This window comes from Bacteroidales bacterium, assembly GCA_021648725.1.
Taxonomy (GTDB): Bacteria; Bacteroidota; Bacteroidia; order Bacteroidales; family JAADGE01; genus JAADGE01.
In genome coordinates, this window is record JAKISF010000037.1 from 13,558 (window position 1) to 29,268 (window position 15,711).

12 protein-coding genes and 1 pseudogene are annotated in these 15,711 nt (G+C 32.7%); 4 read left to right on the plus strand and 9 right to left on the minus strand.

Annotated elements, in window-relative coordinates; translation table 11 throughout:
* The first annotated feature begins 217 nt into the window (after positions 1-217).
* From L3J35_11850 to L3J35_11860, 3 genes are read left to right on the plus strand one after another with little or no spacing between them, the layout of a single operon-like run.
* Positions 218-898 carry a peptidylprolyl isomerase gene (locus L3J35_11850; GenBank protein MCF6366885.1) on the plus strand — a complete coding sequence of 227 codons (681 nt, stop codon included), beginning with the start codon at positions 218-220 and terminating at the stop codon, positions 896-898.
* Positions 899-918: 20 nt separating this feature from the next.
* On the plus strand, positions 919-1,932 hold the full coding sequence (gene pheS, locus L3J35_11855) for a phenylalanine--tRNA ligase subunit alpha (protein MCF6366886.1): 1,014 nt from the start codon (positions 919-921) through the stop codon (positions 1,930-1,932).
* Positions 1,933-1,944: 12 nt separating this feature from the next.
* A complete protein-coding gene (locus tag L3J35_11860) occupies positions 1,945-3,378 on the plus strand; it encodes an aminotransferase class I/II-fold pyridoxal phosphate-dependent enzyme (protein ID MCF6366887.1) in 1,434 nt (477 codons plus the stop codon).
* On the opposite strand, the gene glgP is transcribed toward L3J35_11860, so the two are convergent.
* From glgP to L3J35_11885, 5 genes are all read right to left on the minus strand, one after another.
* Complete coding sequence (glgP, locus tag L3J35_11865; protein ID MCF6366888.1) at positions 3,375-5,909, minus strand: alpha-glucan family phosphorylase; 2,535 nt, start codon at positions 5,907-5,909, stop codon at positions 3,375-3,377. The genes L3J35_11860 and glgP overlap by 4 nt on opposite strands.
* A 112-nt stretch (positions 5,910-6,021) precedes the next feature.
* The gene (locus L3J35_11870) at positions 6,022-6,414 is read right to left on the minus strand and encodes an HIT family protein (protein ID MCF6366889.1); all 393 of its coding nucleotides are present in this window, start codon (positions 6,412-6,414) and stop codon (positions 6,022-6,024) included.
* A 10-nt stretch (positions 6,415-6,424) separates the two neighbouring features.
* The gene (gene greA, locus L3J35_11875) at positions 6,425-6,898 is read right to left on the minus strand and encodes a transcription elongation factor GreA (protein ID MCF6366890.1); all 474 of its coding nucleotides are present in this window, start codon (positions 6,896-6,898) and stop codon (positions 6,425-6,427) included.
* Between the two features lie 143 nt (positions 6,899-7,041).
* Positions 7,042-7,368, minus strand: coding sequence for a hypothetical protein (locus tag L3J35_11880; protein MCF6366891.1), 327 nt, complete (start codon positions 7,366-7,368; stop codon positions 7,042-7,044).
* Positions 7,365-8,513: a hypothetical protein gene (locus L3J35_11885; GenBank protein MCF6366892.1), complete on the minus strand. Its 1,149-nt coding sequence runs from the start codon at positions 8,511-8,513 to the stop codon at positions 7,365-7,367. Before L3J35_11885 ends, L3J35_11880 begins: the two co-directional genes overlap by 4 nt.
* A 63-nt stretch (positions 8,514-8,576) precedes the next feature.
* Between L3J35_11885 and L3J35_11890 the strand changes: the two genes are divergently transcribed.
* Positions 8,577-9,023, plus strand: a complete 447-nt coding sequence (locus L3J35_11890; GenBank protein ID MCF6366893.1) for a hypothetical protein — start codon at positions 8,577-8,579, stop codon at positions 9,021-9,023.
* Here the strand turns inward: L3J35_11890 and L3J35_11895 are convergent.
* The 4 genes and pseudogenes from L3J35_11895 to L3J35_11910 all read right to left on the minus strand — a co-directional run bounded on the left by L3J35_11895 (position 9,020) and on the right by L3J35_11910 (position 15,711).
* Positions 9,020-11,587, minus strand: a complete 2,568-nt coding sequence (locus L3J35_11895; GenBank protein ID MCF6366894.1) for a tetratricopeptide repeat protein — start codon at positions 11,585-11,587, stop codon at positions 9,020-9,022. The genes L3J35_11890 and L3J35_11895 overlap by 4 nt on opposite strands.
* A 6-nt stretch (positions 11,588-11,593) precedes the next feature.
* A complete protein-coding gene (locus L3J35_11900) occupies positions 11,594-13,930 on the minus strand; it encodes a TonB-dependent receptor (protein ID MCF6366895.1) in 2,337 nt (778 codons plus the stop codon).
* A gap of 108 nt (positions 13,931-14,038) precedes the next feature.
* On the minus strand, positions 14,039-15,454 hold the full coding sequence (gene ahcY / locus L3J35_11905) for an adenosylhomocysteinase (protein ID MCF6366896.1): 1,416 nt from the start codon (positions 15,452-15,454) through the stop codon (positions 14,039-14,041).
* 129 nt (positions 15,455-15,583) lie between these two features.
* Positions 15,584-15,711: pseudogene (locus L3J35_11910) on the minus strand (ISAs1 family transposase).

A 15,711-nucleotide genomic window follows, 5' to 3' on the forward strand; every position in this document is an offset into this window, starting at 1 on the left:
CTGACAAATGAAAAATATTTTTAAAACAAGCTCAATATTATTTTTTATTATAATTTCTTTATTCGCATGTAACGATACAAATGAGAAAAAAGAAGTTCAACCGGAAAATAAAAATGTTGTCGAACAAACTGGTGATAATCAAAGCAATAGCAATGAAATTAAAGGTGCAAAAATTGAGGATGCAAACTTTATTGTTCTGGAAACAGAGTTCGGGAATATGAAAATTAAACTTTACGATGAAACACCGAAGCATAAAAAAAACTTCTTAAAACTTGCAAGCGAAGGTTTTTTTAATGACTTATTATTCCATCGAGTAATCAAAGATTTTATGATTCAGGGCGGAGATCCTGATTCAAAAAATGCAACACAAGGAACAATGCTCGGAAACGGAGGTCCCGGTTATCAAATAGAGGCAGAGTTTAATGACTCTTTGTTCCATAAAAAAGGTGTAATTGCTGCAGCAAGAGAAGGAGACAGAATAAACCCCGAAAAAAAATCTTCAGGTTCTCAGTTTTATATTGTTCAAGGAAAAAAATATACAGACGAAGAGTTAAATTATATGGAAGAGCAATCATCTGCACAAAGCTATATTTTAAACCACGAAGATATTTTTATGCAACTGCAAGAATTACAAAATAAAAGAGATAATAGTGCAATTGATAAGCTTTTTGATGATGTTATAAATAAAAAAGATTTTGTTTTAATTAAAATTCCTGATTTTAAAAGAACTGCCTATAAAGAAATCGGAGGAACACCGTTTTTAGATAATAATTATACGGTTTTCGGAGAAGTTATTGAGGGGTTGGATGTTATTGATAAAATTGCAAATGCACAAACAGACAAAAACGACAGACCTACAAAAGATATCAAAATGAAAATCAAACTTGTAAAGGAGTAAAAGTTAACAATATAAGCGAAATGTTAGAAAAAGCAAAAGAACTATTAAAAGAAGCAGAAAAATTTATCTCTTCCGATACTGAAAAAATTGAAGAGTTCAGAATTAAATTCCTCTCAAAAAAAGGTGGTTTGGTAACTGAATTATTTAAAGAATTTAAAAGTGTTCCTAACGAACAAAAAAAAGAATTCGGGCAAGTTTTAAATAAGCTTAAAAATAATGTTGTTGACAAAGTTAACCAATTAAAAGCCGAGATTAAATCAAAAAATACGGTAAAAATAGGGTTAGACTTAAGTTTGCCCGGCGGAACACAAGTGCCGGGTTCAAGGCATCCCATTTCAATTGTGCGAAATGAAATTATTGAAATATTTACTCGTCTCGGCTTTACTATTTCAGAAGGTCCGGAAATTGAAGATGATTTGCATGTTTTTTCGGCATTAAACTTTCCTCCGGAGCATCCGGCAAGAGATATGCAAGATACTTTCTTTATTGAACAAAACCCGGATATTTTGCTTAGAACTCACACATCCTCCGTACAAGTCAGAGTTATGGATAATGAGAAACCTCCGATCAGAACAATTTCTCCGGGAAGAGTTTTCAGAAACGAAGCGATTTCTGCTCGAGCACATTGTATTTTTCATCAAATTGAAGGTCTGTATATTGACGAAAATGTTTCATTTGCCGATTTAAAACAAACTCTCGAATATTTTGCAAAAGAATTGTTCGGACAGAATACAAAAATCAGGTTACGCCCGTCCTACTTTCCGTTTACCGAACCTTCCGCAGAAGTTGATGTTTCTTGTTCTTTATGCGGCGGAAAAGGCTGTAATGTTTGTAAATATACCGGTTGGTTAGAAATACTCGGTTGCGGAATGGTTGATCCGAATGTTCTTGAATCAAATAATATCGACAGTGAAAAATATACCGGTTTTGCATTCGGAATGGGAATTGAAAGAATTACTATGCTGAAATACGGCATTAAAGACTTACGTTTATTTTTTGAAAACGATTTGCGTTTTTTGAAACAATTCAAATAGATCATATTTTAGATGAGAAAAAAAATTATTGAACTTGAAAAAATTTCAAAAGAACTTGAGCCTGATTTATCTGTTCGGTCTGCTTGGAATAAAAATGTTATAAATTATGCCGATAAGTTTTTAGATTCTGTAAATGAAATAAATACATTTAACAAATATGCCGAAGCCGAAATTAACAAAATTGACTTTGGAATCAACGAAAACCCTTCAGACATTGAAAGTGTTTTAAAGCAAGTTGAAAAAGACATTGACTTCCCCGGTTTAAACCCGGCATCCGGCGGACATCTCGGGTATATTCCCGGAGGAGGGACATTTGCAACATCTCTCGGAGATTATTTAGCTGCTGTTTTTAACAAATATGCCGGAATTTATTACGCCGGACCCGGAGCAGTTAAGTTGGAAAATACATTAATCAGGTGGATGTGTGAGCTTGTCGGTTTTCCGCAATCTTCTCTCGGAAACCTAACCTCAGGCGGTTCAATTGCAACATTAATTGCTGTAACAACTGCCCGAGATACAAAAAACATTACAAGTAAAAAAACAGAAAAGTCTGTTATTTATCTTACTGAACAGGTTCACCACTCTGCAAATAAAGCAATAAAAATTGCAGGTTTAAGAGAGGCGATTATAAGATATATTCCTGTTGTTGACAGCTTTAAGATGGATTACGTAAAGTTAAAGTTGTCAGTTAAGGAAGATATTACCTCCGGGCTAATTCCTTTTTTGATAATAGCTTCTGCAGGAACAACAGATACGGGAGCCGTTGACCCGCTTGATGAAATTGCAGACATAGCCTCAAAGCATAACATTTGGTTACACACAGATGCAGCATATGGCGGATTTTTTTTGTTGCTTGACTCGTTAAAAAGTAAATTTAAGGGTATTGAAAAATCTGATTCCGTAACCATTGACCCGCATAAAGGGCTGTTTTTGTCTTATGGTTTAGGGGCTGTTTTAATGAAAGATGTTAATGCGTTGAATGAAACCCACAGCTATCAGGCAAATTATATGCAAGATTTAATTGAAACACCGAATGAACCTTCTCCTGCGGATCTTTCTCCGGAACTGACGAAGCATTTCAGAGGATTAAGGATGTGGTTACCGCTGAAATTATACGGACTGAAACCTTTTAAGGCTGCTTTGGAAGAAAAAATATTACTGACACACTATTTCTATGAAGAGGTTCAAAAAATAGGTTTTGAAGTCGGTCCTTTTCCCGACTTGTCGGTAATGATTTATCGATACGTTCCCAAAACAGGAAATGCCGACAGTTTTAATCTTCAAATTATCGAAGAAGTTAAAAAAGACGGACGCGTGTTTTTATCCTCAACAAGAATAAAAGGAGAGGTTTGGTTGCGGCTTGCGGTTTTAAGTTTCAGAACTCGCTTATCAACAATTGACTTGGCACTTAAAATTTTAGATAAAACAATAAGAAAACTTTTCTAAATCCACTTAACTATTGCACAATCTTGTCTGTGAGCCAGTTTATCGTTTTTCGGGAAAAGCCTGAATGCATAATTTAGACTTCCCGGTTTTGCCGGAGTAAAAACAACTGTAAACTTGGCAACTGATGCTTCAACTCTTTCAAGTTTACATTCAATAACATCCGCTATTTTTAATTCGCCGGCACTGTTTGATTCGCTTATTACAAATTCAACACCGACATCTTCGACATTTAAGCCGTTTATATTAATAGCTAATTTGCACTTATAGGAATGCCCGGTAACAAGCATATTGTTTGTTATTTCAGATGTATCAACAGAAACAAAAGTTATTTTATTCCATTCACTTTTGATATTTTCTTTCCATGCAGCAACTTCTTTTATGATTTTGTTATTATCTGCCGTATTTCTCTTAAATATATTATATAATTTGGTGTAATATCTTTCATTATAATCATCAATCATTCTCTTGGTTGTAAATTCCGGGGCTATTTCTGCAATACATTTTTTTATGTGTTTTACCCATTCTCCCGGGATGTCTTTTTCATTGCGATTATAAAATAAAGGAATAATCTCGTCTTCCAGCGTTTTATATATTTGTTCTGCATCATATTCATTTTGCAAATCTTGATTTTTGTAAGTTTTTTCTTGTGATAATGCCCAACCGGCTCCTTTTTTATAACCTTCAACCCACCAACCGTCAAGAACACTGAAGTTTAACACACCGTTCATAACGGCTTTCATTCCGCTGGTTCCGGATGCCTCTAACGGTCGGACAGGAGTATTCAACCAAACATCAACACCTCTTACAAGTTCTTTTGCAAGGGAAATATCATAGTTTTCAAGAAAAATAATTTTGCCGATAAATTCAGGACGTTTAGATATTTCAACGATTTCCTTTATTATTGCTTGACCGCCGCCGTCGTTGGGATGTGCTTTGCCCGCAAAAATAAATTGAACAGGTTGTTTTGTGTTGTTTATAATATTATTTAACCTTTTCAAATCTCTGAACAACAGGTTTCCTCTTTTATATGTTGCGAAGCGTCTTGCAAAACCGATTGTCAGGGCATTTTGGTTTAGGGTATCTTTGATTTTTGCAATTTCTTTCGGATTTTCATTTCTTCTTACCCGAACAGTATCCATCACACTGTTTATATACTTAATAAGTTGCTTTTTTCTTGCTTTTCTTATTTCCCAGACATCTTCGGTCGGCACTTTGTATATTTTCGTAAAATCAGGAGTTCCGTCTTCTCCTTTTAACAGGTTTTGCCAATCTTCCGATGTCCACGTAGGATAATGAATCCCGTTTGTTACATACCCTATATGAAGTTCTTCCGGAAAATAATCTTTCCAAAAATTATTAAAAATTAATTTTCTTGAAACTTCTCCGTGCAACTTACTTACCCCATTGATATTCAGGGAGGTGTTTGCAGCCAAAATACTCATAGAGAATTTTTCGTCTTTTTTATCAGGGGTTTCTTTTCCTAGGTTTACAAAACGTTCCCAAGAAATTCCGAGACGATTCGGGTAGTCTCCCATATACTGCATCATTAAACTTTCACTAAATGCATCATGACCTGCCGGAACCGGTGTATGAGTTGTGAAAAGTGAAGATATTCTCACATATTCAAGAGCTTCGTTAAATGTAAACTGTTGCTCTTTCATGGCATTGCTTAGGCGTTCAATACTTGTAAAAGCTGCGTGCCCTTCGTTAAGGTGGTAAACATTTTGTTTAATATTCAATAATTTTAAAGCTCTTACACCGCCTATTCCGAGAATGATTTCCTGTCTTAATCGGTTTTCATTATCACCGCCGTATAACCTTTCGGTAATTTTTTTATCTCTGTCGTTGTTGTCGTTTCTGTCGGTATCAAGTAAGTATAATTTAATTCTGCCGACTTTTATTTTCCAAATTTGAATATATACTTTTCTTCCCTCCATTTCGGCAGTAACCGTAACAGCCTCTCCGGCATCATTTTTTACCAATTCTGCCGGCAAATCCATAAATCGCTGAGTTTCATATATTTCATCTTGGTCTCCCTGATTAGAAATTATTTGTTTAAAATAACCTTCTCGGTAAAAAAGACCTACGGCAATCATGTTATATTTAGAATCGCTTGCTTGTTTCAGATAATCTCCGGCCAATACTCCCAAGCCGCCGGAATAAATTTTCAGGATATTTGCCATTCCGTATTCCATACTGAAATATGCAATTGAAGGTAAGGTTTCGTCAAACTTTTGATTTGTATATTCTAAAAAATCAGAAATAACCTCATCATAAAGTTTAATAAAACCTACATCTTTTTCTAATTCTTCAAAGCGTTTATGACTTATTGTTTTCAGCATAGAAATCGGATCAATACAATCAGAAATAATTTCATCTTTACTGATATATTTGAAAAGTTCTATTGCTTTCGGATTCCATGACCACCAAATATTTTTTGATAACTTATCGAGTTCTTTCAGGCGACCTGAATAATGGGGTTGTACACTTATTGTTTTCCAGTTCGGCTTATTTTTTCCTTGTTTTTTCACTGATTTTTCTTTTTTAGAATTTAAAAACAAAAATATCGTATATTTTATTTTCCGCAAAAAAAGCACTCATTTGATAAGTGCAAACGTTATAGTTATTAAGCTTTCTGCCGATTTATAAATTTGATTTAATTTTTTTTACAATTTTTATAAACTCTTCTTTTGACAGCTTTAATTTCGGGTTTTTAATGTTTAATTCTGATTCGTTATTAAACGGTATTAAATGTATATGTGCATGAGGAACTTCGGTTCCGATTACTAACACTCCCACCCTAATACAATCAATGCTTTTATCTATTGCTTTTGCAACTTTTTTAGCAAAAATATGCAAAGCACCGATAAGTTCGTCTTCCAAATCAAATAAATAGTCAACTTCTTTTTTTGGAATTACTAATGTATGACCTTTAACAAGAGGGTTAATGTCCAGAAATGCATAAAAATTATCATCTTCTGTAATTTTAAAGGAAGGAATTTCGCCGTTTACAATTTTCGAGAATATTGTTGCCATTATTATAGTTTTAGAATGAGATTTCAAGAACTTCAAGTGTCATTATTCCTGCAGGAACAGAAATATCAACCTTGTCGCCTTTCTTTTTTCCCATTAATCCTTTTGCAATCGGAGTATCAACAGATATTTTCTTTTCTTTTAAATCTGCTTCACGTTCAGATACAATTGAGTATTCCATAATTGCTCCGGTTTTAACATTCTTAATTTTAACTTTATTCATTAGCTGAACGGAACCGGTATCAATTTTGGATTCATCAACAACACGGACATTCCCCAATATCCCTTGCAATTGAGATATTTTTGCTTCAAGCATCCCTTGTGCTTCTTTTGCTGCATCATACTCAGCATTTTCGGATAGGTCGCCTTTGTCTCTTGCTTCTGCAATTTGTTTTGATATTTTCGGTCTTTCGACAGAAGTAAGATGTTCTATTTCTTCTTTAAGTTTTTTTAAACCGTCTTCTGTTAAATAAGTTATTTTTGACATAACTGTTACATTAAAATTAACAATAAAAAAGAAAGAATCCCGACTAATTAAACAAAACAGGACTCTTTCATGTTGCAAATTTACAACAATTAATATTTATATGCAAGGGCTTTTTTTAAATCGCTGTTAATTGGCAATTAACATTATAAATTCTCTTTCTTTTTTAATATAATTGAGCTGACGATTTCATTTTTAAAGTCAATCGGTTGTTTTTTTGTTTTTTCATTTTGGGAAACCTCATCTTTTTCATTTTTAGCAAAATCAATACTGACAATATTTTGTGGATTTTCAATTTTCTTTTTTGTAATGTTTTTTAACATCTCATCAATATCAAACAGAGTATAGTCAGTACTGTTTTTTTTAGATTTAGTTTTTGGTGCGTTTTTTAGCTTGTGTTTATTTTTTTTATAATAAAACCAAAATGCCGTTCCTGCAATTACAATAAATATTATCCAAATTGAAATTATCATTTATGGTATCGTTTAGGATATTCGGAAGAATCGTGTTTGTTTTCGTTTTTTTCTTTCTTTTTCTTAAAAAGAGAACTGTATCTTTCTTTATCTCGTTCCTTCATTTTTTTGTCATTTTCTTTCATTCTTTCTTTTACGTTTTCACTTTGCAAAGCAAAACTTCTGCTTTTTCTTAATTTTAATAATTTTACGGTGAAATTCTCTTGCTTTTTTCTTGCTTTTTTAAAAATAAGCAGTTCAGAACCCTTCAGCCTCATTCCTTTTCCTTTATTTAAAACAACTCTTTCGTTATCGCTTAGCTCATACCTTCCTCTCAGACGTTCTTCTTTTCTGTCGTATTTAATTACAACTTTGTTTTTTCTGATTGCTTCTTTTTTTGCCTCTCTTTTATATCTTTTATTTACAATTTGGTATCTTCTTGCATCAGAAACAGAATCGGAAGGTGCTGTTTCAGACTTGTTTAACCTATCGTACTTTAAGGTTTTTTTATACCTGTTGTTTTGCCTTGTAATTAGTTTTTTTCTGTGTTTGAAGGGTTTGTTTCTTGCTCTTTTATAAATTAACTTTTCAAAGGGGTTTCTGTCTCTTTTTAAAGCTATTTCAACTTCTTTTTTTGTAAAAGCATATTTTTTCTTGTAATGTTCTTTGTCGTACGCATCCCAGGCCCTTAAAAGAGAGTCTTGCTCTTCAGCATTCATTTTAATCCATTTGCCCGGTCTTATTTTTTCAGGTTTTGCTCCGCCTCCTTTTGTCGTATCGTTTTTATTTTTCTTAAAAAGACTAAATTTTTCTTTCGTATTAATTGAATCGGAAACAACTGTTGTTGAATCAGAAGAAGAAATGCTGTCTCCGGGAATTGTGTCTTTTTTGTTTTTTCTTTTCAGGAAACTGAAAAAGCCGGTTTTTCTTTTTGGTGTATTTATACTGTCATCCGGCTCATCAATGTTTTCGTCTTCAATCTCTTTCTTGTCTTTTTTCTTAAGAAAATCAAACAATTTAAATTTACGCTCTTTTACCGGCGAAATAACAGAAACTGTATCCGAATTAACCTCCGTTTCACCATCTTCTTGTGCATAAAACGTAATTGAAGACAGTAAAATAAAAGTTATGAGCGTTATATTTTTAAATATTTTTGTAAATTGCATTATATTTCAAACGAAAAATATCACAAAATTAATACTAAGATTAGTAAAGAAAAGAAAATAATTATGAAAAAAAAACATTTCATCATAAAAACAGGTGTATTGGCTTTTGTTCTTGTTGCAGTATTAAGTTTTTTTTCGTGTGATGAAAACCAAAGCAAAATACCCACGGTATATGTTGATTTTTATGTTGATTTAACAAATCCGGCCTATAATAATTTAATAAACTTAGGCGGATATGTATATGTTACGGGCGGTGTAAACGGAATATTAATTTATCATTCATCTTTAGACGAATATCAAGCATATGAAAGGACTTGCCCGTATGATCCGGATTGCGGAAAGGTGTATGTTAATGAGCTTAATTTTAATGCCGTTGATTCTGTTTGTTGCGGCTCTGAATTTTCTCTGTTACTAAGCGGCACGGTATCCCAAGGACCTTCTGTATATCCTTTAAAAATGTATTCTTGCACTTTTGATATTAATACTAATACGCTGCATATTAAGAACTAAATTTTTATTCCTACAACTAAAATATCGTCAATTTGGGGAAAAAAATCCCCGTCACTATCTTTATGTGATTGCCACTCTTCAAGGGTTTCTTTTAGAACCCTTTTTTGTTCGGACATTTCCTTTTTATGGTTTTCAAACAACAGTTTTCGAAAATGTTTAGTTAAGAATTTTTTACCGTTTTTGCCTCCGAATTGATCTTGATAACCATCGGAATAAGCATAAATTATATCTTCTTTTTCTAAATCAATAATATGGTTTGTAAAGCTATCCTCTCTATGATAAATGCCGATAGGCATTTTATCGGCTTTAATAAGTTTTTCTTCTCCGTGCGATATCATATAAAGCGGATTATTTGCACCTGCATATTGTAATTTCATATTTTCGGTATCAATAATTAAAAGAACCATGTCCATTCCGTCTTTTTGTTCAAATTCTTTTCCGGTTTGTCCTAATGATTTTTTAACCTTATTTCGCAGTCTGTCAAGAATCTTTCCGGCATCATCAAATCTTGTTTTGGTAACAATTTCATTTAAGTAGGATATTCCGAGCATGCTCATAAATGCCCCCGGAACCCCGTGCCCGGTGCAATCGGCAATTGCAATAATTATATTTTCACCTATTTGTTTCATCCAATAAAAATCACCGCTTACGATATCTTTAGGTTTGTAAAAAATAAAAAAATCTTGTAAACCTGCTTCTTTTAAATTTATCGGCGGCATAACTACTTTCTGTATTCGCTCTGCATACTTAATGCTGTCAGTAATTTCTGTATTTTTTATTTCGATTTCTTGTTTTTGGCTGGTTATTTGAATGTTTGCTTTTTCAAGATATTCTTTTTGTGCTGATATTTCTTCATTTTGCTGGTTTAATTCATCGTTATTTTGTTCTATTTGTTCTTTTTGTGCTCTTAATTTTAAATTTTTCTTTCTTGCGGAAATTAAACTGTAAACAATTAGTGCCAATATAATTAAAACAAACCCGAACGTCCAAAGAAATCTTTTTTTCTCTTCATCTTGTTTTTCAATGGTTAATTGTTTTTTTTCATTTTGGATTTCAAGCAGTTGAATTTCTTTTTGTTTTTGCTTTTCTTTAATTTCTTTTTGTTTTAAAACTAAATCCTGAATTTGTTTTTCGTGTTCCAGTCCTTTAATTTCTTGCTCTTTTAAAAGTGTTTCCCTTTTTTGCCTTTCTAAAATTAAAGTTTTAAGAGCCATTTCTTTTTCCGACTTTGCAAGTTCCTTTTCTTTATTTAAAAGTTCTAATTCTTGTTCTCTTTTTTCAGCTTCTAACTTCATTTGCTTCAGCAACATATCCTTAATTTCCTCATCTGCTAATTTAACTTGCAGTTCCTTTTCCGATGTTTCAAGTTCATGTATTCTTTGAGAAAGCATTTGCTCATACATTCTTTGTTCAACCAATAATGAATCTCGTATATCTAAGTGTTTTTTATGAAAATCTAATGCTTTTTGGTAATCGTCAAGACCTTGCAAAATTGTAGAATAGGTTTTATAATTGTTTTTAAGAACTGCTTTGTCTTTTGATTTTTCGGCATCTTCAATTGATTCAATACTATATTCCGCAGCATTGTATAAATCATCCTTTTGATAATATACCAATGCTAAAATATTATTAATAACAGCTCTTTGTCTGTAATTTTTATCTTGATCGCAAATTGCTCTTGCCTTTAAAAATGTTGAAACCGACTCATCAACCTCTCCTTTGTTTTGGAGACAAACAGCAATGTTTGTTAAGTTTCGGGCTTTAAAAAGGTTGTTTGTTTCTTGTTCTCTCTCTGCCTTTTGAAATGCATTTAATGCAGATTTGTTATCTCCTGATTTTATGTATAAATAGCCGATATTATTCTGAACTGTTGCTTTATTTTGAGAATCGTTTTGCATTTTAAAAATTCCGTATAATTTTTTGTTGTAGTTAATTGCATCTTTATATCGGTTCTTTTTTTTTGAAACCTGTATTAAGTTTTTTAATGCCCCAATAATATTTGCAGTGTCTTCTTTTTCAACTGAAGAGGTGTAATTTTTTTCATAAAACGGTTTTGCTCCGTCATAATCGGACATCCTATAATATGCATTTCCTATATATTTGTTAATGTTTTGATTATATAAATATGTTCTTTCAGGTTTCGGAATAATGCTGTCACATAAAAAGAAATATTCTTTTGCTTTTTTATAAGCTCCTGCATTAAAATAAATTAAGGCAATTTTATAATATACAGAACTTAATGAAGATGTATTGTTCGTTTTTTTTAAATTTGATGTTGCTCGCAAAAAATATTGAACTGCAATTCTTTTTTCATTTTTAATCAAAAATATTTCTGCTGCCAGTCTGTTACATTCTGCTTCGATGTTTTCATCAGAGATTTGAGATGTGTAAGACAATGCTTTCCGGAGGTATTCAAGGGACTTATTATAGTCAGCTTTATTAAATTCAGCATCTGCAGAATCTTTAAGTTGAACCACATATTGTTCAAGATGATTTTGCCCGAAAAAATCAAAAAACAAAAATAATAACAAGGCTGTCGATATATATTTTACATTTATTCTCACAAATGATTAATTTAACAAAAATGTCATTCCGAATCTTATATTTCGCCCCAATTGCGGATTATATCTCAAATCAACATCATAACCGGTTCCGTCTATTCCTGTATATTCTTTATTCATAATATTAATTATTTTTAAATATAGGTTCAGATTTTTATGAAACCTGAAGCCTCCGACTATATCAACAGTAAAAAACCCGTTTGTTTCGGAATAATCACCAAAAATAAATGAGCCGTAGTTAATTCCGAATAAATCTTGAAATTTGCTCATCCAAGTTGTTTGAACCTTAATATATGTTCTTCTTGTCGGTTTTAAGGTAACATTTCCTTTACCTATATAAGACGGCATTGTTCTGAGAAACTTTATTACATCCCCTCCCGGCAAAACTTCTCTTCCCTTTGTTATTGTGCCTACTAACTCGACAGTTAATTTGTACCTGTTCAGCGGATTAATTATTTTTAACGAACCGTCTAATCCGAACAATTTTGTTTCTGCACCCTCACTGTTTGTGTATGTTCTTGCAGGTTCAAGCGAGTTGTTTGCAACATAGGGCAGATTTAGTTTTTTCGGATCAACATATGCTGTCGTTATAATATTATCTGTTTTGTTATAATAAAAAGCCAAATTAAGATATACTTTATCTTTGAACATCTTTTTTCTGATACCAAACTCATAAGCCTTGAAGAATTCGGGTTTTAATTTGTTATTCGGAACTACGGCATAAAAAATACTGTCATTCCCGACAGGAAATGCTATTGAGCTATATAAAACATTACCCGCAGGAGCTTTGAAAGCACGTCCGAATGATGCTCTGAATGAGGTTTTTTTATTTAGTTTATATAAAACCGCTACACGGGGGTTTACACTTGATTTTTCGTACAAGCTGTTATAATCATGACGAACACCGCCCATAATTGTAAAATTTTTAAGCTCAAAATATGTTTGTATAAATTCAGATGTATTTAAAAATTTATACGGGTTTAACCCGAAGCTTTTATATTCATCAAAATCACCGGGTTTCTCAATAATCTTATTATATTGCTCTTTTTCAAAAGGTTCAAACAGGTAGTTTGTTGAAGGCAAATCTACTGAAAGTTGAATTGACAGCCCACCTGTTAATTCAAAGTGCTTTCCGAAATATGTTACTATTTCTTCTCCGAAAATATCATTAGATGCAGAATATTGATATACTTTATCGTGTTCGGGAATAAAAGTAACGCCGTAATTTGAGTTATTATCCATAGAGTAATTCATAAAAGATAGGTTTGTTGTTGTTTTTATTTTGTTAATATCTTTTATGTAACTTAAAGTAACTCGATTAATTATATCTCCGATAAAATTTTTAGGATCATTATATTTATATAAATATGTTGTTTTTCCGATTGAGCTGTGTGTTTTTCTTGCCATATTTTGATATGAAATTCCAAAGCCTCTGTATCTCAAGTCTAATCCTACAATATGGCTTTCGGAAGGTATATTTGAAACAGAAGGTTCACTTAATGTTCCTTCATAGTTGTATTTGTATAAATCACTGTAATTTAAGCCTAATGCTGACATTAAAGACGGCGTAAGCTGTGTAGGTCTTATTGTATCGCCTTCGTATAGCCAATAAACATCTTTTTGTTCCAAATAATCTAAAGGATGATAAACCGATGTATCATTAAAAACATTCATCCTGTCAAAGTTGGCTTTACTTCCGTAGAAGTTATATTTAAGAATTTTTTTATTTCTTCCGGCTTTTCCTCCTGCATGAAAATTAATATATGAATATCCGTTATTTCCCAAACTTATGTCAGCTTCCGAGAAAATACCGGACTCTGCACTTTTCGTAATTATATTAATAACTCCGACTGTCGCATCTGCACCGTAAACTGCTGATGCCGGTCCGTAAACAATTTCGATTCGTTCTGCTTGCCGAATCGGCAGCTGAGATTCAATTGGCATACCTGAAACAACTGACGGCTTTACCGGAATATTATCAATAAGAATCTTTGTATATTTATTTCCTGACATACCGCGCATCAGAAACATTTCTCCGAGCTCTCCCGAGCCGGGTTGTGAAACCTTTATTCCGGGCATTGATTTTAAGACATCTGCCAAGGTAATATAACCGTTCATTAATATCTCTTCTCTTGTAATTACTTCAACCGTAACCGGAAGGTCTTTTAACTTTTTTGAACTTCTGCTTGCAGAAATAATTTTTATTTCGTTGTCTTTCTCCGGCTCTTTTAAATCATCTGCTCCGAGAACATCAACTTCAAATAAAGATGTGTCTTGCTGAGCGGAAATCGCAATACTGTTTAGGGAAAAATAAAGAAATAGTATATAAAATATAAGTTTATTCATAAAATGACATTAATTTTCTCTTAAATATACCATAAAAATACGAACTTAGATAATTCAAACAAAAAAACCTCGTTAAAAACGAGGCTTAAATATTATTTTATTTAAATACTAATATCTGTAATGGTCTGGTTTATATGGTCCTCCAACAGGAATTCCGACATATTCTGATTGTTCTTTGCTCAAAACTGTAAGTTTTGCTCCTACATGAGCTAAGTGTAATCGGGCAACTTCCTCGTCAAGATCTTTAGGAAGCCTGTAAACACCAATCTTATAATCTTTTTGCCATAATTCTAATTGGGCTAATATTTGGTTTGTAAATGAGTTACTCATTACAAAAGACGGGTGTCCGGTTGCGTTACCAAGGTTTACCAACCTTCCTTCCGATAACAAAATAATTGAATGTCCGTCGGGAAACGTAAATTTATCAACTTGCGGTTTAATGTTTTCTCTTACAATTCCGGGATAATTCATAAGCTTTTCAACTTGTATTTCATTATCAAAGTGCCCGATGTTACAAACAATAGAATTATCTTTCATTTTTTCCATGTGTTCAATAGTAATTACATCCTTGTTTCCTGTTGTCGTAACATAAATATCTCCTTCCGAGAGCATATCCTCAATTGTTTTAACGGCAAAACCTTCCATTGTTGCTTGTAAAGCACAGATAGGATCAATTTCCGAAACGGTTACTCTTGAACCGTATCCGACAAACGATTTTGCAGAACCTTTTCCGACATCACCGTAACCGAGAACAACAATTTTTTTCCCTGCCAACATAATGTCTGTTGCTCGTTTAATTCCGTCTGGCAGTGATTCACGGCAACCGTATGTATTATCAAATTTTGATTTTGTAACAGAATCATTTACATTAATTGCAGGAAATAATAATTTTCCGGCGTCCATTAATTGGTATAAACGATGAACTCCGGTTGTTGTTTCTTCGGAAACACCTTTTAATGTTTTTACTGCCTTATGCCAAATTCCGTTATTTTCTTTTAATATAACCTTTAATCGTTTAAAAAGCTCTGTCTCATCTTCTTGCTCAACTTTTTCATCTAAAATTGTTGTGTCATTTTCTGCTTCAAAGCCTTTTAAAACCATCATTGTTGCATCTCCTCCGTCATCAACAATCAGGTCCGGGGTTTCTCCGTTAGGGAATAATAATGCTTTTTCGGTACACCACCAATATTCTTCTAATGTTTCGCCTTCCCATGCAAAAACCGGAACGCCTGCTTTTGCAATTGCGGCTGCTGCATGGTCTTGTGTGGAAAAAATATTACAACTTGCCCAACGAACATCGGCACCAAGATCAACCAATGTTTCAATTAAAACGGCTGTTTGGATTGTCATGTGCAAAGATCCGGTAATTTTAGCTCCTTTAAGAGGTTTCGATTTGCTGTATTTTTTTCTTAAAGACATTAATCCCGGCATTTCGTGTTCGGCAAGAATAATTTCTTTTCTTCCGAAATCTGCCAAATTTATGTCTTTTACTTTATAGTCTTTTGCTTGTTTCGTATTTGTCATTTTATTTTTTTTAAAATTAAGGCTGCAAATATAATGAAATTTATTTTGTAAAAAATCAAGTTCTCATTTTTTAAATATTATTGAAGACCAAACAAATTATCATTGCAAAGCCAAAAGAATTTAAGCAAAAAGAACAGAGTAATTTTGTGCAGCATTTTTATTCCTTTTTCTTGATGCGTCTTCTGAAAAAGCAACATCTAATGTCCAATGTAATTTATTTTCAACACCCCAATGAGAACGAATATATTCTTGATGTT